Genomic DNA, 24,591 nt, shown 5'->3' with positions numbered 1-24,591 from the left:
ATGCCAATCAATTAGTCTTCTTCTATTTCTTTACGGTTTTTCTTGAATAACTTCGATAGTATCTCATAAACGATTGGTACAACAATTAATGTTAATAACGTTGAACTGATTAAACCACCAATTACTGTAATACCAAGGCCTTTCGAAATTAAGCCGCCACCGCCGCCTGATCCGATTGCTAATGGAATTAATGCACCGATCGTTGCGATAGCTGTCATTAAGATTGGGCGTAAACGCGTTACACCGGCCTCTAGAATCGCTTCACGCATAACCATACCATCACGTTCCATTCGTATAATACGATCTACGAGGACGATGGCGTTTGTTACAACGATACCAATTAACATTAACAGCCCCATCATGACAGATACAGAGATTGTTTCACCAGCGATTAATAAACCAACGAATGAACCAATTACCGCAAAAGGTAACGAGAATAGGATGGCAAATGGTGCGACACCCTCACGGAATGTTACAACAAGGATGAAGTACACGATTGCGATTGCTGCAAGCATTGCGACACCAAGTTGTGTAAATGTTTCCGTCATATCTGCGGCTACACCAGCAACGCCGATTGTAACACCTTTAGGTAAATCTAATTTATCAATTGCTTTATCTACTTCAGATGTTGCTTTGGAAATATCATCACCGATGATTGTTCCAGAAACCGTTGCGTAGTATTCACCTTGACTACGAGCAAGCGTATTTAGTGTTGTGCCTTTCTCAACTTTCACAAGCTCAGAAAGTTTCATTGGTGCACCAACTGCTGTCGGTACTTCTGTTGCTAATATATCATCGATTGATTTTGGTTGTGCTGCCTGTTCTTGCTGAACGATTACCTCTATTGAGTTACCGTCTTTTTCAACCGTTGTTAAAACATCTTTTGTTGTTGTTGGACTTAACATCATGACGATTTGACCTGTCGTTAAACCATACTGTAGCAATTCATCTTGTGCTACTTTGAATGTGTACTCAACATAGGCATCCTCTGCACTTGAAGAAACCTTTTCTAAGCCGTCATTTTTATTCATCACATTTTCTACCATTTTAACAGTTTCATTTAGTTTATCTAAATCTTCACTGTAGAATGAGTAGCTAACTTCGTTTGTAGACATTGACATAGAAGTGAAATCCTGGCTCTTCCATTCACCTGATTGATCAATGTTGAACACGTAATCTTCAATTTCCTCACGAGCCTCTGGGAAATCATCCATGTCTGGGTCGAAGATTAGGTACATTAAAGCACCGCCTGCTCCGCCACCCATCATTGCTGACATCTCATCGCCATTTTCCGTCACAGATAATTGAACAATATCAATATCATCACGTTTTAATAATTTTTCTTCTACCAATTCAATATTCGCTAATGTATCTTCCTTTAGCTCGCCTGCTTCCGGCGTGTATGTTAAGTACATCACTTTTTCTTCTTCACTACCCATAAAGCTAAAACCGATTAATGGCGTTAACGCCACACTACCAGCTAATAATACAATGGATATGATGGAAGTAATCCATTTATGGTTAAGTGTCCATTTAAGAATACCTTTGTATGATTTAGCTAGTTTACCAGCTTCTTTATGACTGCTTTCTGTCTTTTCACTATATAATTTTTTCTTAAATAAGAAGTGAGATAATGCAGGTACGATTGTGATCGCAACAATTAACGAAGCACCAAGCGCAAACGTCATTGTTAAAGCAAACGGCATGAACAGCTCGCCAACCATACCACCAACGAAGATAAGTGGTGCGAATACCGCAACCGTTACTAATGTGGATGACATAATAGGTTTGAACATTTCAATTGTCGCCTCACGCACTAGTGCGCGCCCTGTTAATTTCTCTTCTTTTAAATGCAGACGCCGATAAATATTTTCAACTACTACGATGGAGTCATCGATTACACGACCGATCGCAACTGTAATAGCACCAAGCGTCATAATATTTAATGTAATATCTAACCAGTTTAGTAGCAGTAAAGCCATGAAAATCGAAACTGGAATGGATACGATTGATATAATAGTTGATTTGAAATCACGCAAGAATAGTAGAATAATTAATATCGCAATTAAACCACCAAATAACGCTTTTTCAATCATCGTTGAAATCGAATCTTCAATTGGCTCACCTTGGTCAAGTGATACATCGATTACAAGACCATCGATTTTTTTCTCTTCCTCTTTGATTAAATCTTTCACATCGTTTACAACATCAACTGTGTTCGCTTGTTGCCCTTTGATAATTTGAATGGCAATGGCATTTTCACCGTTTGTACGGGAAACCGATTCTACTTTACCAACTACATTAATTGTAGCGATATCGCTAAGTTTCACAAATGGTGATGGATTTGCAGCTGACGGTGTTACAGGAATAAGCATTTCCTTCAATTCATTAGCTGTCATGAACTTACCGTCTACTGATACAGCTTGTTCACCTTCTTCAAACTCGTAAAGGCCTAATGAAACGGCAAGATCACTTGCTTGAATCATTTCCTTTACTTTATCTTCCGTTAGGTCAAGTTCAGCCATTTTTTCTTTGTTATACGTTAGCTGCACTTCTTCAATATGCTGACCCGTAATTGTTGCAGACGCAACACCATCGATTTTTTCCATTTTCGGAAGTAATATTTCCTCTACTGTTGAGGTTAGTTCAACAATATCTTCTTTCTGACTACTTACACTTAGTGCAACAACTGGCATCATGTTCATACTAATTGCTGTTATTGATGGCTTTTGTGCTTCTTCTGGTAGTGTCACTGCATCTAACGCAGATTGCAATGCACGTTTCGCCTCATCCATATCTATACCGTATTCGTATTCCACTTGGATGCTTGCCATGTTAGAATAGGAATTTGAATAAACGGATTTCACATCTTCAAGGTTTTCTGCTGCCTTCTCTAATGGCATGGACACGTCTTCCATTACTTGCTCAGGGGTTGCCCCCGGGTATACGCCCATTACCATTAAGTAAGGAATTGAAATATCTGGAATCGTCTCCGTTTTCATTCGCGTACCTGAGTAAATACCAGATGCAACAATGATAATCGTCAGCAGCCATACTGCTAATTTATTCTTTAAAACAAAGTTGACTAAACCTTTCACCAACTACACCTACCTCTATTTGACTTATCAAGCTCATTTCTTTATAATAATGACTAATTAGTCACTTGTCAATCATATGACCTAGGAGCGATATAATAAAATGATAAAAAAACAATTAATTATGGATAAAGCACTAGAACTTTTTGCACAACAAGGTTTTGAAGCTACCTCTGTTCAACAAATAACAGAGCATTGCGGTATTTCTAAAGGTGCTTTTTACTTATCTTTCAAATCAAAAGATGAATTGATTTTAGCATTGATTGATCATTTTATGATGCAATTCACCTCCAATATTGACTACCAGGTCAAAAATACAAATGATAATGAAAAACTTTTATACAAATTTTATTTTGCAACGTTTCATTCTTTTCATCAGCATTCTGATTTCGCCAAAATTCTCATCAAAGAGCAAACGCAATCATTTAACGAAGAACTTATTTTTAAAATGCGTTACTATGACAGATTAATGGAGAATGTTATCTTAACGATGGTTGAACGATTATATGGTGAAGAGATCCAACATACAAAATATGATTTGATTTATTGTATTAAAGGCTTTATGAAAACTTATTCAGAGTTATTTTTATTCTATAACTTACCGCTAGATTTGGACTTACTATCTCAATCGCTTGTGGAAAAAACAAATTTACTAGCTAGACATATTACTGTCCCATTTATTTCACATGAGCTTGTCCAAATGTTTCAGCAACCGATGAACGAAGAAATAAAGAGGGAACAGATCATTGAAATCATAGAACAAAAAATAAAAGAAATTGAAGAGTCTATTGAAAAAGAATCGTTAATCCTGTTAAAGCAACAGCTGCTTGAACCAACATTTAGCCCTGCTATTTTGAAAGGCTTGCTAGAAAATATTCGAAATCACGCTCATTGTAAATGGATATCTTATTTACTTCGTAGTTATTTTAAGCTTTAAATATTCCGCCTTTCTTAGTTTTACTTGACTTCCAAAATCAAATATTAATTAACTAAAAGTCATCTACTTGTCTCTACTTTTTTTCTACTCTCTTTAGCTTATTGTTTTATCAAGCAGAACAAAACCAACTAGAGAATGAAATCGATCTACGCCTTAAGACGTACATTAGTAAACACATCTTCTTATCAGCTACAAAAAAAGGGGTTGCATTATAGAAAAGATGCTATGCCATTCTACGGATGGTATCAAGGATGAGCCGTTTATGCAGTAGTAAAACTGGGGAAATCTGCGGGAGATTAAGCATGATCGCAAATGGTACATTATCTACATTAGAAAAAGCAAGACTCTCACCTCAATGAAAGTCCTGCTCTGTTTACTTACTCGTATTCCAAGCCCCATTGCTTGCGCAGTGCATCCAATGTTTTCATGATATCTTGCGTTTCATCTAATGGCATAATCCGACTTTCTAAGTTTCCTGCTCGTAAACAGTTCATCGCTTCCTCCGCCTCGAAAATATATCCGTTCAACTTACGATCGTCCTTGAACTCTAGCGATTCCGAGTCAGAACGATGCAAAAAGCCGGACTCTCCAAACAGAAAATTCGGCAAATGAATATAGCCTTCCGTTCCATAAATGAACGCATCGTTAGATAATGTTAAACGCACACTCGAATTCAAAAGAGCTGTTTGCCCATTCCCATATTCAAAAAGTGCTGAAAATTGCTCATCCACACCAGTTTTCCCGATATTTGCACTACTCTTGATATTGGTAGGTTGCTGCCCGAATATCATAGAGGCAAAGGACACAGGGTAAATACCGGCATCCAGCAATGCTCCACCACCAAGCTTCTTGTTAAGCAAGCGACTCTCTGGCGCCCAACCAACATCAAAACCGAAATTCGCAGTCAACGTTTTTATTTCTCCAATTTTCCCTTCCTCAATCCACTTTCTTGTTTGAACAATTGCAGGCAAATAACGTGTCCACATCGCTTCCATCATAAACGTACTGTTATCTCGAGCAACTTGAATAACTTCCTCAGCTTCCTGTGCATTCATCATAAACGGCTTTTCGCATATTACTGCTTTACCAGCCTTTAAGCATTGAATTACACACTCTTTATGCATCGTATGTAGTGTGCCAATGTAAACGATCTCAACTTCCTCATCTTTTACAAAGTCCTCATAGCTATTATAAGAACGTGGAATATTAAATTGGCTTGCAAATTTCTCCGCTTTCCCTTCCGTTCTTGATGCAACTGCAACAAGTTCTGCATGATTAGACTGTACTAAATCAGAAGCAAACTTACTTGAAATATTCCCCGGTCCCATAATCCCCCATTTAATCCTTACCATATTATATTCCCCCTTTTAATTTCATTACCAATTCTAATTATAGCGAACTATCTAAATATATGTTCATATTTACCTCTTTTTTGCAAACTATTATCCCTGCTGTTCTTTCCTTCTGATTTGTAGATGGCAGGATTTAATTGACCTTCATTTTATATACTTCCTTGCTTGGAATATCACTTCTTCGCTAACTGGTTACTCATTAGCAAAAAAAGGTTATTTAATTTTGCTTTGAAAAATATTGAAGTTCCGTTAAACTAAGATCAATTAAACTAGATAAGATTTCTTGATATAATCTAGAATTAAAATCAGGGAGGTATTAAGTGAAAATCCATATAATCGGCGGATCAGGTACTGGAAAAAGCACACTAGCAAAGTTTATTAGTGAAAAAGAACATATAAAATGGATTGATACTGATAATTATCTTTGGAAAGACGATTTCTTTACGGAAAATAATCCGCTTGAAAAGCGTAAAGAACTATATCAAAATGACATGGAATCTTGCAGTAGTTATGTCGCTTCCGGTTCTATCTTTTCATGGTGTCCTGAAGGGTTTAGTAACCGCGACCATCTAGTCTTCCTTTTTCTTGATGAATTCATTCGTATGGATAGATTACGCAACAGAGAAATAGAGAGAATTGGTATTAGTGAAATGTGGATGGATGAAAACGGAAAATATACGAATGAATTTTTAGATTGGTGTAAAACATATTTGACGGAAGAAGATGAAAACATGGCCGGCACTTATGCAGAACAAGTCTATCAAATGGCATTATCAAAAAGCCCTGTTTTAAAGCTCGATAGCTCCCGAACTGTCGAAGAACTCTACGCTGAAATTTTAAGTCGATTAAATCAATATTAAGTAGCAAAAAGTCCACTTACTTTTATGGTTGATATAGAGTTAGTCATGTAGCCGATTTAGGTACACAATATAGAAAAAGCCCAAGTACTAGAAACCCTGAGCTTTTATCTGGAATGAATAAATTATTTTAATAAGAACCTTACCTTTTGGTGAATAAATAAAATCAAGCGATCTTACATCATCTTATGGGAGATTAATCCTTTTTGATGGGTTGCACCAACCTTGCCTTTATTATAAATAGAAGGATGATGCTTTTATTTTTCAATCCAACTTTAAAATAATTACTTGGAGGCTCAGGCTTTTAAAAAAATATACTTACTGGGTCAATTTTGTTTTTTAGGTTTTGAGCTTTTTAAATTTTCATGGGAGTACAATAAAAGGCTTTAATCCTTTTTGAAGCAAATCATCCATAGTTTATAATCGACTTTCCAACAAAAAAATCCACCTCTATTAACATAGAGTGGTGGATTTTTTTAAAATCTTTTTATATATTTTTATATCTTTTCTTTTCATTAAAAAAATCCTTAGAGACTAGAACAGCAACAACAATAAAACTTAGACTAACAACCCGGAAGATCATCTCTAAACTAATCCATTCAGCTAAAATACCTAATACAAATGCGCTAACTCCAACACCAACGTCAAAACTGGAAAAAAAGGTTGCGTTGGCTGCACCACTTTTTTCTTCACTTACCTTTTGAACCGTCCATGTTTGTAAACATGGCATAACAGTTCCATAACCTGCCCCAAATAAAATCGCCGCAATAATAAGATGAAGATCATTTGTCGCATAAGATAGCATAATAAGCGACAAAAATCCTAACACAGCTGACATAATGATGATAGACCAAGGTCCTTTTTTGTCATACCATTTTCCGGTAAACGGACGTAGTAAAGTTGCTACAGTTGCATTGATAAGGAAGAATAGATAAATATGATCTAATCCCTTTTGTTTTCCAAAAAGAACTAAAAATGTAATAATCGCACCAAAACCAAGTGTTGTAATAACCGTCAATAACGCTGGGAACCATACGTCTCTTTCAAAAATCATATCCAAAAATCGAAATGGTTGCTTCTCACGCTTTACAGTAGTAGGTGGATATACAAATTGAAGCGCAATTACTGCCATTAGGCTGAGTACTACTGATGACCAAATTAAAATATCAAAGGAAAAAGAGTCATAGATAAGGATACCTATACTCGGTGCAATGATTGCCCCGACCGTTGTTGAAACAGAAAAATACCCCATTCCTTCTCCTAACCGTGTCTTAGGGATTAAATCGACTACTATTGTACTATTGGCTGTGGTTGATACCCCCCACGCTGCGCCATGGAAAAGTCGTAACAATAGAAAAAACCATATAATATTAAGAAAAGGATACAGCATTGAAATAATCATTAAAGCTGCACTTGCACAAATGGCTAGACTTTTCCGTTGGTTATCAATTAAATAGTACCCTACAAAAGGTCTGATTAGAACAGCACCTATCGTAAATAATGATGTCACTAAACCTACTTGAATGGAAGATGCATTCATGCTTAACAAATAGGCTGGCAAAATAGGGAGCAACATTTCAAACCCTATAAAAACTAAGAAGTTGCTTATAAATAAAAAAAGAAAAGATTTATTAAAGATTCTTTGATTTTTCATATAATTAATCCTCGCTTCTAAATTATTTTTTCTAAATTAGAAGCGTTTGGAACACTGAAACGTTTTTCAATTGTCTAAGATTTTTAGTCAATTGACTCACCCTCTCTAAAACCCCTTAAAAATTTATCAAATAATCATATCAGACTTCTCCATTATAAACAAGCACTTTTATTAAACCAATATATGTAGCTGTTTTTTAGTCCTTCTCCCCCAAGCATTCAAGCCTCTTTTCTCTTCTTTCCATTCTGTTATTAAGTTTTCTTCCCAAAATGCCCGATTTCCCCCCTCTTTTTTCTGTTCTGGATTGTATAGAACATTCTGATAATGTTAAAAAGTTCTTCCCAGAATAGAGAAAAGAAAAGTAAAGAGTAAAGAGGACATGTAGCAATTTAGGAACGGTGGTACAGTAAGAATCAAACTGAATAGGGATTGGGAATCCTACGAATTTTTGTATTAAAAAAGACAACTGAAACCCTTATTTGACAAGGAATTGGAACGATATTGAAGCAGCAAGAATCGGGCTGGACCCATATTGGATCCAGCCCGAGTTTTGATTGATTTTTGATTAAAAACAATGATTGATACATAATGGTTTCCCCGCTGCTCTTCCCCGATTCAATGCCGTTTCTATACCAACTATTTAGCATAGGGAAGACGATTTTAGCAGTGAGATAAACTAATGTGGCTTTAAAATAAAGATTAATTATAAACACCTACCAAATCCACATTTTACAATAAATAAAAAGAATAAAAGATTGCTGGGTTAAAAACAATATTCAGAAGAGATAAATATGCTTTATCTCTTCTAAATATTGTAGGAAAAAGATCAATAAACATTGTTTAAGATAGCACTTACTCATTTAACAGACCACTACCTAGCGGAGGAAAGTTCATTTTTGATTTTCCACTGTTTCACAACCAGTGTTGGAGTATAAATCGTTTTACCCTCTTCAAAATGCAACTTATTTCAAAACAGTTAGGGTATCACGTCCTATTTGTTTGTGCAATAAAGTCTCTGCACGCGACATCAATTTTAAGAGAAGATTTATCCAACTTAATGCCATTTACGATCGATCTGTAGCCAGTAGTCTTTTTCCCATCAGCCATATTGCCAAGCCAGTTCCCCACAGAATCAAGGTAGAGCCAAAGCCAACTACAGACATAAATGCAATGATCTGATGCCCCCCAAGCGTTACTTTCTCAGGGACAAACAGCCATGTAATAATAGCAAGTAAACAGAGAAGTGCGCCTGTAATATAATAGATCCTGACCTTGAATAGAGATGCCAGTGGAAAAAAGTGAATACCGACAATAATAGCTATTACGAGAGGTATAAGATCGGAGTGGCTGGTAGCGTTACATACAGCAATCGCGATTCCTATTGCGAAAAGCTCTGTCCCGAAGATGATGTTAAACCAGATTCCCATATGCTTCACGCGTCTTACACCTGGTTTTGAAACCTGATTAGATAATTCTCGTGATGCACGTATTAGTGAAACCCCACAGATGAATAGAGTGATACCTAGGGTAACAGCGCCGACTAATAAGGTAGAAACTCCCCAGCCTTGCAATCCCATTATCCCCGTGTATGCCCACAATGTACCGAAAAACGCCATAAATAGTACGCCAAATGCAGTTCCGCGCACTTCGGATCCAGAAATAGCCCTTAATATTTGTGCCATAAAAGAAAACTTCCTTTCATCCTAGGTATTTATGAGTCTTGTTTTTTGGAAATAGTAAGTGCTAACAAACATTTTAGACCTATATCTTAAATTATAAGGGGGAGAGTGTATTGGCTTAATCAGGAGGAGTACGATTTTGATTTTCGTATGTGTACATATATACCTCCAGTAATGTCTTGTAATTCTCGACTAAGTTAGTAGACTACCCGAAAATAGTCAATGTACTGATTTTAAGGGAAGAACCATTTAATTTTTTTATAGGTTGATCGTTCTCCCATTTATTTGGCTTTTTTATACCTTATTAAAATGAAAATTACAAAAAGTCCAGGGACTAATAACACAGTAACCCAAATATAAAATTGATTTCCTTCATGCTTACCAGTTAGATCGACTTTTTCAATGGGAGGCTTTCCTTCACCAAGTATCTCCAAATCTTCTTGTGACGAACTCAATTCGTTGGTTCGATCACAAATCAATGATGTGAGCGTATTTGATCCATACATAGTTGATTCATTCGCATAAACTAAGTATTCTTGTTTTTCTTTAAAATCAATTCCGCAGTCCCCACCACCTTGACCAGTGGTAATGATAATTTGTGATTGTTCAGCCCCTTTCCAGGTGTTAGTCACTTCAAAGAGGACTGATTTAGACGTATATCCTTTTAGGTTACGCTTCTCTTTTATATCAACAACTTTTCCACTGAATACTGCTTTTGAACGATCAAACTCTTCCTCTACATTTGATAATTCCGCACACGAGCAAGCCTTTGAAATAGATGGGAAAGAACCTAATATTACAATACCAATGAAAATGAAGGCTACAAATGGAATTGCCTTTTTCAAACAATCACCTCAATCTTTCCGATAATTATATTTCCCATTTCGTCCATTAATGATGACCGTATCATTATCAAACCATTTTATCGAAGCTGTTGTATACCAATGGGGATGTTTTGACTACTCTCTTTTATGATTTCCCCGTAAATCTTGAACTATTAATCAATTAGAAAATAGTTAGTTTCCTTTTCCAACGCATCAGAAAGTAACGAGTAAATAAGAAAAACATGTAATGCCAAACAATGCAAATATGCTTAGAGTCAAAATTAGATATAAACTGATTGGTAGCGACCATAAAAAAGATATGAACATGAATACTTTTTTAGAACTTAATGAAGAAATGATGGCTAAACAAGCAGGCAGAAATAGCATAATAAAAGTATTTACCATGGGTTCCATTTCAGTTCCATTAGAATAAGGATTGAAAAAGCTAAAAATGATCCATAAACAAATAGATAATCCCCTGAAATTAACCCCAATAAGGCTGGCTTTCTTCGAATATCAAACATCTCCATCATTTCCCCTTGTTTTTATGGAGCAAATAAAACAAAATCCCTTAACAAAAAAGCTATAAATTCAAAAACCGAAATCGTACATAAGCAAGCTGAATATAAAAATAAATCACTTGAAGTTAGTTTTAATGAAAAGCGGATAAATAAAGCCAAATGCGGGGTTCAGTATTGAAAAAGTATTTGCAGTGGCAATAGTCACCCTTACTAATCATAAATATGATCTTACATATGAGCAAAATAATACGTACTCAGAAAAGCTTAATGCAACGAAAGAATAGTTTCGGAAGTGCTGCTTCATACAAATCTCCTTCTTTTTCACTTCTCTGTTGAAATGTAATTTTCTTATTATATATTCTATTAAATGGAAAGGATTAACTTACTCCTTCGACCACCGTAGGATTTCCTTGTACAAAGATTTCATTACATATCGTTCTGCTACGACTTTCCTCATAACTACTCGGATTCTTACAAAAGTGTAAGAGAATTTGTAAGGTAAATCGATGGGTCTTGTTAATAATCTCTAATAAAATAAAGCAGATAAATCATTATAAGGAGAGCTGTACATGGAAAAAGATATTACGAACACTCGAATTGATGCGCTTGATTACATTCGAGGCTTTGCACTATTAGGTATTATTTTAGTCAATATCCTTGCACTACTCCACATTAATATACCAGAACCAAATACGATTGATGCAAGCTATCAACGATTTTTGTATTTATTTGTGGAGGGGCGCTTTTACACCATCTTTTCATTTTTATTTGGTGTAGGTTTTTATATCTTTATTACACGAGCTAATGCAAAAGGAAAGAATGGATTTATTCTGCTTCTACGTAGACTTGTTGTATTATTAGCATTTGGGATTATACATTCAATGTTTCAGCCAGGTGAAGCATTATTGATTTATGCCGTTTATGGATTTATTACATTAGCATTTTATAAAGTAAATATGCATATTAATTTAACTCTAAGCATCATTTTCATTATTATATTTGCTGTAATGGGATTAAAAGCAGCTTTAACTCTCCCCCTGATATTATTGGGTATTGCTTGTGGGCAGTATAAAGTGTTTGAAAATCTTTCACAAAAAACGAAACAAATTGCCATATTTACAGCTCTTATGTTCGTACTAAGTGGGATAGGTTTATATATTCAGTACCAAAATATACCTGATCTACCGTTTCAAAATATGATTATTGTAGATGAAGGCGGCTTAATCGATCTAGCAAGTATCTTTTTGAAAATAGGTGTAACAGTGGGACCGATTATTTCTGCTTTTTACATCGGTTTATTACTATTACTTTTACAAACAAGATTAGTACAGACACTGTTAGCGCCTCTTAAATATTATGGGCGAATGGCATTAACAAATTATCTAGGACAAACAGCCTTTATTTTGCTCGCGGGAAATCTATTCCATTTCACAGCAAGCCTATCTTATATACAAACGCTATACTTATGTATAGTAATCTATGTGATTCAAATTATTTGCAGTTTAGTATGGCTACGATTGTTTAATATGGGCCCATTTGAGTGGGTTTGGAGGATTTTAACCTATTGGAAAATCATACCATTAAGAATGAAGAAAAGTGCTGTCTAATTAACATCACATAGCTAGAAATTATTATATTAGGCATGTGGGTAACTCAAAATCCTTACTAGGGAAAAGTCGGGAGATTCCCCATTAATTTTCTATTACCCGCTTTTCCCTCTTTAAATGTAAAACAGTTGAATAATAGACTCAAATTGTATGCTAAAAGTTTCAGAATGAACTAAACAAGACACTGCCCTTAATTAGATAAGAGCAGTGAGTCATCCACCTAATGAATATTACGCTTTTTGAAGTTACCCTCCTAACTTCTGCTACGTCATATACCGTAACAAAGGCATTTTCGCCATGTCCAATCAAACAAATAGTAGTTATCTTGAATGCCTCCTTTCTAGTTTTGCTGTCGATTCCCTCTGATGCCTCTACCCGCAAAATTGGCATAGCCTTTTTCATTCATTCATCTTCCTTATCCGCAAGCACTGTGAGCCACCAAGTTTTTTTGCTGCTTTAAAGTTTTTTCCTGGTCTTCGATATTCAAAACATTCTTATGATTACCAATTACCCACTATAAATAATTTTATTTCCGATGAAATCCTTTAATTGATTAATTAATGAGCATCATGCGGAATAAAGCCTAGCAAATAATGATAAGCTGAAAATTTGTTACCATCTCCATCAATATGCTCCGCTAGAAATTCTTCATCTGTTAAATAACCTATATGATGTAAAATTTCATTCAATCAAGGACTCTTTTCCCCTCAATTTTTCTACAGAAAGCGAAAACATTTGTAAATACTCTTCAAGGGTCCTCCCTAGAAAAACAATTCTATCTAAAGCTAACTTATTACTTTGCATCTATACCGCCTCTTTATCCCCAGACCAATAATAATTTCCACGTTTTCGCTCCTAAAGTCGATATCAAATTATCAACTTTTCAGATTATTATTTGGTGTTTCTGTCGCTGTAGCCCTAATCAAACAATAAAAATTCGTTACCTTTATCCCTTTGGTTGTGGCATGTCGCTCGAAATTGGCGATGATCTTGTTAAAGCACTGTTCTTTAACATACTGTGTGTACTGTTTACTCTGCCCGAAACATTTCATTGTTAGGACATCATCAGGTGAAGGAATCCATACCGTTTCCTTTATGTGGCGAAGCTTAATATCGATAAGTCCACTTTTATCAAGGCGTTCGTTGATTATATCTAGTACAGGTGTCCCTTTTGAAGGTGGGGGGAACAAGCCTGGAAAGCACTCACCTAGTTCAGAACCTTTCCCATTACCATCAACGGGATGAAATAATATTAAAGAACCTCCAGGACGAACGATTCTATTTCCATCTTGATACCAACTTGTCGGACCTTTTTTCGTATAAGCTACGTCAAAATAATCATCTGGGAAAGGTAAACCATCCTGGGTGCGACCTACAACATAGTTGACATTGGATTTTTTTCTTTTATTTGCCGTTTCAATAAAATCTTCCGTCATATCGTACCCGACTATTTCTTCCACACAACTAGCCCATTGGTTTGTATATTCTCCATGTCCACATCCTACATCCAAAACCTTCCCTTGCATCAAAGCTGCTAATTCCGTCGTAAGCACTTCCTCTGCAATTAACCCATCATGGTGATAGTTCCAAGTATACTCATACTTTCCTGTTTGCGACGCCAACTGTTGACACCACTCCTTACTTTGACCACTTACATAATCAGGGTGTTCATTCATATTTGAAAAGACAGTTTCCTTAACTTCCATTTAATTTCCCCCTTTTGAAAATGTTATTAAATTTCATCCCATCCCAATGGTATCCCTGGAATTTGCCATTCTTTTGGAGGCAACCAGTATTCCCAAGTTTCGTAGAATGATGAAGAATCTTCCTGAAGCAACCTGATCGCTATTTGTCCTTCCAATCTAATAGCTTCCGCCTGCTTCGTAGTAATCTTGCCTACTTTTACCGCGTCATGGAAGTCTGTTTCATCTTTCCATGACCATTCCGAGCGATCAGGACTTACTGTGATATCAAGAAGATAATCCATTGTATCAAAGCCAATCGGTATCCTACTAAGTGGTTCTTGAAGATTAATATACTAGCAAACTAGTTTATGGATTTCCGCTTCCCACATTGCATAAATAGCATGTCCAGCGCCAGGAATAACAAGCATAAGCACATGCATTCCCCCCATTTTACATCGCGAAGTTCGATATATTCCCTAGAAGTGACTTTAAGTGTGATTTTAATATTGTCCACCAGGGTATAATGTAGAACTGTATAAATGTTTTGGCTGGGGCTTAACTTTCCCTTTACTGTGCAAATCCCTAGCCTCATTAGAAAATATAGAAGCACGTTGATTATTATAAATAATTACTTGCTCCTTCCCTTCACCAAAAAGATCCGCATGTATAACATAACCATCTACCGGAAAAGTTACTACCGGGTTTAAATAGCCATCGTATAAGGTTGGATTGATTCCTCCACCTCGTCGATATGCCAAAACATAATCTAATGGTTTATCGTCCCAGTGACGAATGGTTTCAATAATTGTCAGCCAGCCCTTCGTATTACGATCCTCCTTAGTAATTTCTCCACCATTGCAATCTAGGAGGAAAAGTCCGTCTTTACCATTTTCGTCGCCACGAATAATACGATCTAGTCCAGCGATTTGCAAACCCGGTAGATCTGAACGAAACTTCCCTAATGCAATATGCTGTGATTCAATGGAACCCTCATAACGCCATAATTCATTTCCTACTGTATCGTACATAACGGTTACACTTCCGCCCACAACAATATTTACAGGGTCATTCGCTGTTAAATTTGGATCAACATGACCAACCCAAATACAGTCTGCATGGTCATCTAAATTTCGGCATGACCATAAGGTGCTTCCATTATGATCAAGATAATCATAACCTGCCATCACTTCATCATGTCCATCCTGGTCAAAATCGTAAACCCATGGAAAGTGTCCGATATTCCCTTTATGTTCCCAAAGTACATTAAAGTCCTTATCCAGTGCCCACATTTGATGATAGCGATTTTTCAAGATAATATCCTGTGGAAATGGATTTCCCGTTAAATTAGCAATGATGATACAATCATGTGCCTCTTGGTCTGGGAGGTCAAAGGATTGTTTCACTTCACCAGTTTGTCCATTAAGAATAAGAAACTTCTTATCCATTACACAAAGTATTTCATTGAACCCATCACCATCAATATCATATATTTGTGCTGGATAATCTGAACCAGGTCCACCTGCATTTTCATCAGGCATTCCCACCTGCCATAGTAGGTCACCTTGCAAATTATAAGCTGTTAAACAAATAACCTGATGTGGAACATAGCGATCGTCAATACCTCCATCTGCTTGAACCATTACTATTTCCATTTGCCCATCCTGATTTAAGTCACCTACAAGCATTTTACTACGAGCCCCTGCTGCACTTATATCAATCTCACCAAGCAACAGAGGTTCATTTGGTGAATGTATTGTCATATATAAAATCTCTCCCTCTATAAATGTTGATATATCAACGGTTTGATCCAGGTATTATGGTTAGAATGGGAAACAGAGAATAATAAATCTTCGCACCCTTGACAACCTTAAGCTTTAGCTTAACTAGATTAATTAATAGGGTTTGATTCATTGTTCAAAACTCGATCCCACTCTTGATACTGTTCCCGTAAGCGTTTTACTGTCTCATTAACAAAATTATCTACGATTTCATTTGTGATATATACTAGATTAGTATTTGGTTCTTTGGCGGGGTCTTGAAAGAAGGAAAACGTTCTTTGTCTCCATTGGCAGATTTCGTTTGCTGTTAGTAATGTTCCAAAGTCAAAGCTTTTGGCATTCTTTAAATCCTTCCATACATCTACACGCCACGACTGCTGTTTAAAAAGATTAAAATCAATTTGATCTGTTTCTTGATAATACAGACTACTTTTTTCCGCTGGTGTTTTCCCCGATACTTTTGGATTTCCGGTGAATGTCGGATAAACACTATTAAACCAATAGCAATCTGTTAACACATGCATAAAATACCCACGAACAAACCATTCCCATTCCACATCAGTACTTTGAGCCATATATTTCGGATAAAGCTCCGCCAATTTATCAATATTGATACTTTTTTCGCCTGTAGCAATAAAATGTGTTTCGTCCTTATTCTTTCTCGTGATATTTGCTCGCATATGGATGGAATCAGGAGCAATATTTCCAAGAAAAAACGTAGTGCCAGCATTAGAAATTTCTTCTTGTTCTAAGTACTTTTTAGCTACACTTAGATGAACCATAGGTAAAGGCATATAGGACTTCCTCCTTGATCATTTAACAGAATGATGTCGTGCATTTGATGAAAGGCTTTTCTCGAACACAGATACTGATTAATTTATTCCTAGTCCTTTTGGAGGACCTTCCATGATATAATTCGATATCTATATGAAAATAACCTTTAAAAACACCAATAAATAGAGCATGCATCGGTTTGATAATCCACTTCGGACATGCTCTATTTCTGATAATTTGTATTTATATTAAACCTTCACGCTACTGCGATAATTCACTAGAATTTGCAGGAACTTAAAATAACCATAATAATAAAAAGGCCAGCAATAACAGTCTCATGACACCACCTCTATTTAACGCTTCCTCTAACCGTCCCATTCGCCATGATGATGATCCAAATAGCTACTAATTAAACAACTTTATTGTCACTCAACAAACAATTGTAGGTTTGGAATAAAGTTTGATCAAAAATATCTCGCAAACCCATATTTTACAATAAACAAAAAGAATCCATTTTGAAAAAAGATTGATCAAAATGGATTCTTCTTCAGCAGATTTAAGTTTGTTTTTTTAAAAAAATGTTGATCATTTTTTACCTATCTAAAAAAATAAAAAGGCATACCCACATAGTACAGGAAATCGGTACTTTTAGGATAAAGTCTGCCTATTTTCCAACTAATATACCAGGTTTAGTTCTTGAATTCCGTATCATTAAGGCTATGGATTCCATTAGTTATTAATTATTCTTCCGACCAATCTTCAATTAGAATTTGTGTGTCATGATTTAGTAGTCTCTTGCTTTGCTCAGACACGAATTTTCCCATAGAATTTTTATCAAGTGTGTTATGAAATCTTCCATATGTTTAACAGCTTTCTTTTCTTGACCTTTACTTTTGAATTGCTCCGCCTGTTCCAATTTATTACTCAATTGTTTATAAAGTGGATTTTTCACATCACCTGTCTTCAGGTAGTAGTCTAGCAAATCGCGTATCACTGTAATGCTTACTGCTTGCCCACCATATGCTCCTCGATTTTGACTAATAGGGGATAACAGATTACCCCAGAAGTCCTGACTCCCACTATTACTTATCAGAGTTCCCCTGCCAATTGCTGGAGAGTCCACTTGCAACTTATAACCATCTAGAGTGCCGAGTCCTTTATCGCCGATCCCCGGATAAACAAATAAAGGATCCAAAGTCATCATATTCTTATCAGGGATGACACTAGTTGTGGGAACATTATTTCCTAAGAACATATTATGGTCGTAAGTCCAACTTGATTTTTTCGTATATCGGCCAGATCCCAAGTTATAGAAGATATTGTTGCGCAGGGTAACTTCTGTCGCTCCAGCTTGCGAAACAAGCATATTGGTCTTCATTCCCTGTGCGACGTAAAATACGTTGTTATAAATTTGTATGTTGTGGACATTATTACCATACAAATGGTAAATGTCTGATATTTATCATTTTGGCTGATGTTATAACGGAAAACTCCATATAAACACCTCCCGTTTCTGCACTTCCGTAAGCACATACAAGCAACGTACCACCATCATTATCGTGACTGTAATTTTCCGTAATCATTTCTTTGCAATGATAATGTATATCGCATCTGTTGGATATATCGTCTGTGTTACTCTTAGTCCTGCATTCGTTATTTCTTGTTCCATAATGGATGAGGCAATTCTAGGATGGCTATGGGTAGGATTATCTATCTTTTCAAATTCAATACATACAAAATATCCATCATGTTTAAGCACTTGTTTAATTTGTTGTAATGAACTAGATAATTGCTTAACCTCATGTAGAACTAATGAGGCTAGTGCAAAGTCAATTGAATTGTCGGAAAGCGGAATGTCATCAATATTACCTTTAAGTGTTTTGATATTTGTAATATTTTCTTTTTTTGCCTTGGCAATTACAACCTCTAACATATTAGAATCTGTATCTAATGCATATACCATGCCCTCCACGACTTTGGCTGCTGGGATTGTAATATACCCTGTACCTGCACCTAAATCCAAGAAATTATCACTTTTCTTAATAGGAAGCATACTCAGTAGCCTTTCTGGGGGGATATCTCCTCTTCTTTCAGGATTATCAAGGAATTCAATTTTTTTTGCTAATTGTTTCATTTCTGTAGAATTGTGTTCTTTTTTCTCCATATCATTCATTCTCCTTTTTAATAATGCGTAGTTTGTTGTATGTTTCTCTTCATCGAATATAGTGACATTCTTACTTGCCCTTGCGAGAACAAGTGAAGCAGCATTTAGGCAGATGACCCTTCACCAATAAATACGAATCTAACAATATCTTATCTTCCTTTTTTAAAAAGCCATTTTGTAGACCCCTGAAATCTATAATTAATATAAAAAATTGTAATTGAAGTAATTATCAATTACAATTTTTTTTCGATTCAATTTGTTTAACAATATCAATAATATATTTTTTCCCTAGTTCAGCTGTCATCTTTTCTTCTGCTTTATACATTACATTCTCAATTAAGCAATCATTATTTCTAGATAGTTGTTCATGTTCCAACGAACAACTGAATAAAGTTGTCTTACCTTCAATAGCATGAATTACATCTAAAAAAGATATATCATGAGACTGTCTTACTATACTATATCCACCATTAGCACCAGAATTTGATTCAATTAACCCTGCTTTAACAAGTTTTGTTAATATCTTTGAAAGGTATGTTGGTGAGAGGTTTTGCATTTTAGCTAAATGTTCTACTCCAGTAGGTTTTCCCTTTGGAGTCAAAGCTAAATAAACCATTGAGTGTAAAGCATAATTTGTAGCTTTTGAATATTTCATTATATTGCTCCTTTATATATACATTAAAGACCCTTAATGTCTTTTTAAATTAAAATGAAATCAATGTCAAGATGTTATCCCACTTATTCCAATATCCTATCAAATTGTTACTCTTATTCATCTCCTGCTCGTTAAAAAAAGACAGTTTCCAGCAACACATTCTAGGACTGCTTAGTGCATCCAGGAACTTTTCTTAAGCCCGGGTGGTGGAAAAAGGGGATCTTGATCACTATGTTGGTGTGGCAACAACTATAGGTGTCCTGATAACCTAACACAACTTGAAGTTCCTGCTTTATCATGGTCTGTATTTGAAACAATCGGACCATTTCCAGATACACTGCAAGATGTATGGGGACGCATTTATTCCGAATGAATGGATTCCATCCTCAAATTATGAACAAATAGAAGGTCCAGAAATCCTGTGGAATGAGAAAAGAGATGTAACCTCACCAACTTTCAAAAGCGAAATTTAGAACAACTCTTTAAAAGCATTTAAATAAAACGTAATAATTACCTTTAAAAATCTTCATTCACTAAGTCACCTACTACTGCAATAGCAGCTTTACTGCCCTCACCTGCAGCAATAATTAATTGAGCAGGGGCTATTATGGAATTATCTCCACTAGCATAGACCCCTTCAATATTTGTACGCCCAAAATTATCTGTTTCAATTCCTCCCATCTTATTCATAGCACATCCTAAAGTTTGAGCTAATGAAGATGCTTGCTTTAGCCCAGTAGTGACAAAGCCGCCTTCCCTTTCAATTTCTTTTCCATTCTTAAACTTAATCTTTTGTAAGTGTCCATTGTCACCTTGTAAAATTTCTATTTCATGTCCAATGACTTTTATAGCTTTCTTTGTTAATATTTCCTTTTGCTCATCAGTGAAAATATTTTTGCCATTTGTACAAACAACAAGATCTTTACTCCAATTAAATATCATTTTTGTCATATGAAAAGCACGCTTATCTTCTGAAATGACAACTAATGGACGATCTTTTAATTCCCACCCATCACAAAATGGACAGCTAAACAAGCTCGTACCATATAAATCATGAATTCCTTCTATACATGGCATGACATCTCTAAGACCTGTAGATAAAATAACCTTTCTAGAACGATAAGAATGCCCATCATCTGTATGAATGATAAAAGATTGATTCTCTTTTTTTATATCAATCACTCGTTGATTTTGAACTGATATATTTGGGTATTTCATTAAATCTTCTTTTGCAATTCGTTTAAATTCTGAAGGCTTGATACCATCTCTTGTTATAAAACCGTGAGATTCGTATGTTACAGCATTTCTAGGTTTATCTTCATCAAATAGGATGAGATTCTTTCTTGCTCTCGCCATAACAAGAGAAGCATTTAAGCCTGATGGACCTCCGCCAATAATTACACAATCTAACAACATTTAATATTCCTCCTAAAGTAAAATACATTAAAGACTCTTAATGTCTATAATTGACATAAAAAAATTAAGGTAAGTGATCACAGTTAATTTTTTTGTGATTGTTTGTCTTTTCAATTTCTCTTGCAATATCAACAATATATTTCTTGTCTAATTCACCTTTCATCTTTCTTTCTGCATCAATCATCACATTTTCAATTAAACAGTCTCCATTTTTTACATCTTCATGTTCCAGTGAACAACTAAATCAGATTGTTTTCCCTTCAATAGCATGTATAACATCTAAAAAAGATATATCATGAGACTGGTCTTACTATACTTTATCCACCATTAGCATCAGAACTTGATTCAATTAGCCCAGCTTTAACAAGTTTTGTTAAAATCTTGGAAAGGTATATTGGTGAGAGATTTTGCATTTCAGCTAAATGTTCTACTCCAGTAGATTTTCCCTTTGAAGTCAAAGCTAAATAAACCATTGAGTGTAAAGCATAATTTGTAGCTTTTGAATATTTCATTATATAACTCTTTTGTATATACATTAAGGACCCTTAATGTCTTTAATTGATTTTAAATTAAAATGAAATCAATGTCAAGGTGTTTACCATCCCTACTTATCTAATATCAGCAATTATTCTTCAGATAAAGATTAGGTATTTTTAAAAAAATAAAGGGCATTCCTGTACACTCAGAAACGCCCTTAAATTTGCTATATTGTTTTGAAATTAAGTCTTTTGGCCTTTACAACCAATACAGCAGCCTCCAGAATCCAAATACAGTTCCATTTATTTGTTTAGCGACTCAATAATATCATGCAAACTCATTTCCGCCATTGAGGTCAATTTTAAATGATAATTTTCAAACGGTAACAACTCTGTGACTGGATTCGGAATAACAACAGTAGGTAGTTTTGCTTCCAGCGCTGCAATTAAACCATTAAGAGAATCTTCAAAAACGACTGCCTCGTGCGGCTCTATTCCCAGCACTTCAATTGTTTTCAAAAACAGATCCGGTGCTGGCTTCACATGTTCCACGTCATCCTGGGTAATTAAATGGTCAAAATAAGAAATCAAATGTAAGTTGGTCAAATGATTTGTCACCCATTCTCTCGTTGAACTCGTTGCTAAGGCAATTGTTAGACCTGCCTCACGTGCATCTGCAAGGTATTCGGCCACACCTTCGCGAGCCTTTGCCTTTTTTACACTTTCGGTATGTAATATCCCTGCTCTTCCACGAATATCATCCGCGTCTAGATGTTCAGCAATCTCTTTTTCTAGGTATTTAAATAGCACATTATCATTAGAACCGACACATTTCACAAACTCTTCAAGTGGTAAATCAAATTCAAACTGTTCTTTTAAAACTTCCTTATAAGATTCATACCAAGCCGTCTCTGTGTCTAAGATTAATCCATCAAAATCAAAAATAACCGCTTTAATCATTTTTACCTCCTTGAAAGAATTTGACGATTTAAAGTTTTCTCCATCAATTCCCAAGCTTCATAACAGCTTGGACCAGTGATGAAAGGTTCAAATCCGTAGTTTAAATACATATTGATCGCTTGATAACTCGTAGTTTGGGATGTAAGATAGGCTTTTGAATGATGTTGGGCCAAAATGTTCATAGCCGCGCTTAGTAATGGCTTTGAAAGTTTTTTCCCTTGATATTCGGGAACAACACCTACCCAATGTATTCTACCAGATATTTCGCCATCGCCATTTAAGTCTCCATACCATGCAGTTGTTGTTGCGATCACTTCTCCCTGTTTATCCTCAATGAATACACAGCGTGTTGACATTTCATCTATAAGTGACCCAAATTCTTTAGTGAAGTGTTCTAATGCAGCTTTTTCATTTTTAAATTCATCTACATTCGTTTCAACCCTGGTCCAATTATGCTCATCACCTTTTTCAAATAATCTCATTTGAAATCCAGTTGGAAGCGAATATTCTGGAATATTTAATAAATTTTTTCTCACCATTTTTAATGGAATTCTTTTCATAAAAACCAACCCCTTAAAATAATTAGTTGTCTTATTTAATTTATGTCAAATGTTTTCCCTTACTATTTTTATTACAATCAACTTTTTAACATCTATCAGTATATATCTGCATTGACAAAAAGTGCAATAAACTCAGGATAGTACTTTCTTGATATCTTATCAATTGTGCCTTTAGCCCCTTACTGCCACTCCAAGCTCAGTAGCAACCGTCATTGTAGCCCTTAATTCTAAACCTTGTAGCAGTTCGGCTGGCAACAAATAATTAACCATTTAGTGCCTAATCCTAATTTGATCATATTGTGCAACGTTCTTCAACAAATGCACATTGTTTTGTTTTTATACAAAAAATTTAATTTAAGCTTTAAGTGCTTTATGTATTTATTTTTTCATTGCTTCTACAAAATTATGACGCGTTTCATCAGATATTTCTAACAAGGAGAAATAAAAATTTAGATCTTCTAATTCGACTAATAAAAGTTCTCCTTGCTCGTTGAATTCACCAACAAGATTATGCCGATAAAACGCTCTGCAAAGCTAAGTCTTCTATCTCAGGTAAATGCTCTTTTCATACCATCTTTTATTTTTATATAGTGCATTAAGGGTGTATTGAAATTCTTTATCGATAAAATAAAATGAGACTTCATATACCAACCTACTATCATCTGCAGGAAGGTGTTATGCAAAAATACAAAATGACTGTCGGCTAGAACATATTCGGATACAATTTTACCATTGCATCTGAAATTGTGTCCGCCATTTCCCTTGCTTGCTTTTCAATTTTATCGTATATTTCAATATCTTTCTGATAATCCTTATTAATCATAAAAACAGCTTCTTGTTTTGTTAAATCTAGGTGTTTATAAAACATTTCTCTAACTACATTTTCAGGTAAATATGGATTTACACTACTTAAAAACTCAGCAATTTGATCAGCATTGGCATACCACTTTTGTTCTGCAGTTATTACCGCTTGCTCGTCACCTGCTAAAGCTGCTTTTACTAGATCAGCAGCAAATAAAAGATGTTCCTTAATCAAATTAGCATAAGTAGTAGCAGCAAGTTCTCCATACAATTTACGAATCATATTTCCCATGTCGGTAGCGTTTTGCAGAAGGCGAGTAATAACAAAATCTACATCTGGTAAATTAAAGGTTAAACTAATAATTGCCATCCTCGTCCATGCAACATGTTCTTCCCAAAGGCTTCGCATATCGTTTCTATAATCAACTTCTGCCTGACTAATGCAATGATTCGATTGCCTTGGCTGGTACAAGGTCTCTAGAACTGGTATAGCGATATGCTGGCCAACACGCAGATAATATGGATTTACTCCATGATTCGCCGCAAAAATTTCCTCCGCTGTTGTATTGTACTTATGTGCTAAAAGCCAGTAATTATCCCCCGGCTGGATCGTATAGGCGTATAAATGTTTCAATGGTCTCCTCACTCCTATTAATTTCGGTTGTTAAAATTAATAAATTTGATTGATATCATCCGTATTAGGTATTAATTATGAAGGAGGGGTGTGAATGTCTACATGAAGTTTTTAGAGGAATATCGACATAAATATGTTGCCAAACAATTGCAGCCTAGTATG

General features: G+C 35.4%; 21 protein-coding genes and 2 pseudogenes. 5 read left to right on the top strand and 18 right to left on the bottom strand.

Features of this window, described 5'->3' with window-relative positions:
- Positions 1–11: 11 nt before the first annotated feature.
- Positions 12–3,098, bottom strand: a complete 3,087-nt coding sequence (locus MHB53_RS19325) for an efflux RND transporter permease subunit (protein WP_340921473.1) — start codon at positions 3,096–3,098, stop codon at positions 12–14.
- Positions 3,099–3,198: 100 nt separating this feature from the next.
- Between MHB53_RS19325 and MHB53_RS19320 the strand changes: the two genes are divergently transcribed.
- A complete protein-coding gene (locus MHB53_RS19320) occupies positions 3,199–4,032 on the top strand; it encodes a TetR/AcrR family transcriptional regulator (RefSeq protein WP_340921471.1) in 834 nt (277 codons plus the stop codon).
- Positions 4,033–4,409: 377 nt separating this feature from the next.
- Here MHB53_RS19320 and MHB53_RS19315 read toward each other — a convergent pair whose 3' ends face one another.
- Complete coding sequence (locus tag MHB53_RS19315; RefSeq protein ID WP_340921469.1) at positions 4,410–5,384, bottom strand: Gfo/Idh/MocA family protein; 975 nt, start codon at positions 5,382–5,384, stop codon at positions 4,410–4,412.
- A 320-nt stretch (positions 5,385–5,704) separates the two neighbouring features.
- Here MHB53_RS19315 and MHB53_RS19310 point away from each other — a divergent pair, with 320 nt between their 5' ends.
- On the top strand, positions 5,705–6,244 hold the full coding sequence (locus MHB53_RS19310) for an AAA family ATPase (protein WP_340921467.1): 540 nt from the start codon (positions 5,705–5,707) through the stop codon (positions 6,242–6,244).
- A gap of 484 nt (positions 6,245–6,728) precedes the next feature.
- Here the strand turns inward: MHB53_RS19310 and MHB53_RS19305 are convergent, their stop codons facing one another.
- The 3 genes from MHB53_RS19305 to MHB53_RS19295 form a co-directional block, all read right to left on the bottom strand.
- The gene (locus MHB53_RS19305; RefSeq protein WP_340921465.1) at positions 6,729–7,895 is read right to left on the bottom strand and encodes an MFS transporter; all 1,167 of its coding nucleotides are present in this window, start codon (positions 7,893–7,895) and stop codon (positions 6,729–6,731) included.
- A gap of 1,064 nt (positions 7,896–8,959) precedes the next feature.
- On the bottom strand, positions 8,960–9,577 hold the full coding sequence (locus MHB53_RS19300) for a DUF7010 family protein (RefSeq protein WP_340921463.1): 618 nt from the start codon (positions 9,575–9,577) through the stop codon (positions 8,960–8,962).
- A gap of 278 nt (positions 9,578–9,855) precedes the next feature.
- A complete protein-coding gene (locus tag MHB53_RS19295; RefSeq protein WP_340921460.1) occupies positions 9,856–10,419 on the bottom strand; it encodes a hypothetical protein in 564 nt (187 codons plus the stop codon).
- A 226-nt stretch (positions 10,420–10,645) separates the two neighbouring features.
- On the opposite strand from MHB53_RS19295, the gene MHB53_RS19290 reads away from it, so the two are divergent.
- Positions 10,646–10,831, top strand: a complete 186-nt coding sequence (locus MHB53_RS19290) for a hypothetical protein (RefSeq protein ID WP_340921458.1) — start codon at positions 10,646–10,648, stop codon at positions 10,829–10,831.
- Positions 10,832–11,488: 657 nt separating this feature from the next.
- Positions 11,489–12,526 (top strand): DUF418 domain-containing protein, encoded by a 1,038-nt coding sequence (locus tag MHB53_RS19285; protein ID WP_340921456.1) that lies wholly within the window; start codon positions 11,489–11,491, stop codon positions 12,524–12,526.
- A gap of 557 nt (positions 12,527–13,083) precedes the next feature.
- Here MHB53_RS19285 and MHB53_RS19280 read toward each other — a convergent pair.
- From MHB53_RS19280 to MHB53_RS19245, 8 genes are all read right to left on the bottom strand, one after another.
- Complete coding sequence (locus tag MHB53_RS19280) at positions 13,084–13,215, bottom strand: hypothetical protein (protein ID WP_340921453.1); 132 nt, start codon at positions 13,213–13,215, stop codon at positions 13,084–13,086.
- Between the two features lie 186 nt (positions 13,216–13,401).
- A complete protein-coding gene (locus tag MHB53_RS19275; RefSeq protein ID WP_340921451.1) occupies positions 13,402–14,232 on the bottom strand; it encodes a methyltransferase domain-containing protein in 831 nt (276 codons plus the stop codon).
- A 26-nt stretch (positions 14,233–14,258) separates the two neighbouring features.
- Entirely contained in the window at positions 14,259–14,513 is a 255-nt protein-coding gene (locus MHB53_RS19270; RefSeq protein ID WP_340921448.1) for a hypothetical protein, read from the bottom strand.
- Between the two features lie 198 nt (positions 14,514–14,711).
- A complete protein-coding gene (locus MHB53_RS19265) occupies positions 14,712–15,971 on the bottom strand; it encodes a rhamnogalacturonan lyase family protein (protein WP_340921445.1) in 1,260 nt (419 codons plus the stop codon).
- A gap of 128 nt (positions 15,972–16,099) precedes the next feature.
- A complete protein-coding gene (locus MHB53_RS19260) occupies positions 16,100–16,783 on the bottom strand; it encodes a hypothetical protein (RefSeq protein ID WP_340921443.1) in 684 nt (227 codons plus the stop codon).
- 764 nt (positions 16,784–17,547) lie between these two features.
- Complete coding sequence (locus MHB53_RS19255) at positions 17,548–18,129, bottom strand: FIMAH domain-containing protein (protein WP_340921441.1); 582 nt, start codon at positions 18,127–18,129, stop codon at positions 17,548–17,550.
- Between the two features lie 213 nt (positions 18,130–18,342).
- Positions 18,343–18,927, bottom strand: a complete 585-nt coding sequence (locus tag MHB53_RS19250) for a class I SAM-dependent methyltransferase (protein WP_340921439.1) — start codon at positions 18,925–18,927, stop codon at positions 18,343–18,345.
- 229 nt (positions 18,928–19,156) lie between these two features.
- Positions 19,157–19,582: an Rrf2 family transcriptional regulator gene (locus tag MHB53_RS19245; RefSeq protein WP_340921436.1), complete on the bottom strand. Its 426-nt coding sequence runs from the start codon at positions 19,580–19,582 to the stop codon at positions 19,157–19,159.
- Positions 19,583–19,746: 164 nt separating this feature from the next.
- Here MHB53_RS19245 and MHB53_RS19240 point away from each other — a divergent pair.
- Positions 19,747–20,055: pseudogene (locus MHB53_RS19240) on the top strand (GyrI-like domain-containing protein); the annotation flags it as partial.
- A 43-nt stretch (positions 20,056–20,098) separates the two neighbouring features.
- Here MHB53_RS19240 and MHB53_RS19235 read toward each other — a convergent pair.
- From MHB53_RS19235 to MHB53_RS19215, 5 genes and pseudogenes are all read right to left on the bottom strand, one after another.
- On the bottom strand, positions 20,099–20,998 hold the full coding sequence (locus tag MHB53_RS19235; protein ID WP_340921434.1) for an NAD(P)/FAD-dependent oxidoreductase: 900 nt from the start codon (positions 20,996–20,998) through the stop codon (positions 20,099–20,101).
- A gap of 64 nt (positions 20,999–21,062) precedes the next feature.
- Positions 21,063–21,510, bottom strand: a pseudogene (locus tag MHB53_RS19230) (Rrf2 family transcriptional regulator).
- 267 nt (positions 21,511–21,777) lie between these two features.
- The gene (locus MHB53_RS19225; RefSeq protein WP_340921431.1) at positions 21,778–22,434 is read right to left on the bottom strand and encodes an HAD family hydrolase; all 657 of its coding nucleotides are present in this window, start codon (positions 22,432–22,434) and stop codon (positions 21,778–21,780) included.
- A gap of 2 nt (positions 22,435–22,436) precedes the next feature.
- A complete protein-coding gene (locus MHB53_RS19220; protein ID WP_340921429.1) occupies positions 22,437–22,994 on the bottom strand; it encodes a GNAT family N-acetyltransferase in 558 nt (185 codons plus the stop codon).
- Positions 22,995–23,697: 703 nt separating this feature from the next.
- The gene (locus MHB53_RS19215) at positions 23,698–24,429 is read right to left on the bottom strand and encodes a LysM peptidoglycan-binding domain-containing protein (protein WP_340921427.1); all 732 of its coding nucleotides are present in this window, start codon (positions 24,427–24,429) and stop codon (positions 23,698–23,700) included.
- Between the last annotated feature and the right edge of the window lie 162 nt (positions 24,430–24,591).

The sequence above is a fragment of the Bacillus sp. FSL K6-3431 genome, assembly GCF_038002605.1.
In the GTDB taxonomy this organism is placed as follows: Bacteria; Bacillota; Bacilli; order Bacillales; family Bacillaceae_C; genus Lederbergia.
Note: the sequence above shows the minus strand (reverse complement) of the source record. Positions and strands in the feature narration are given on the sequence as shown.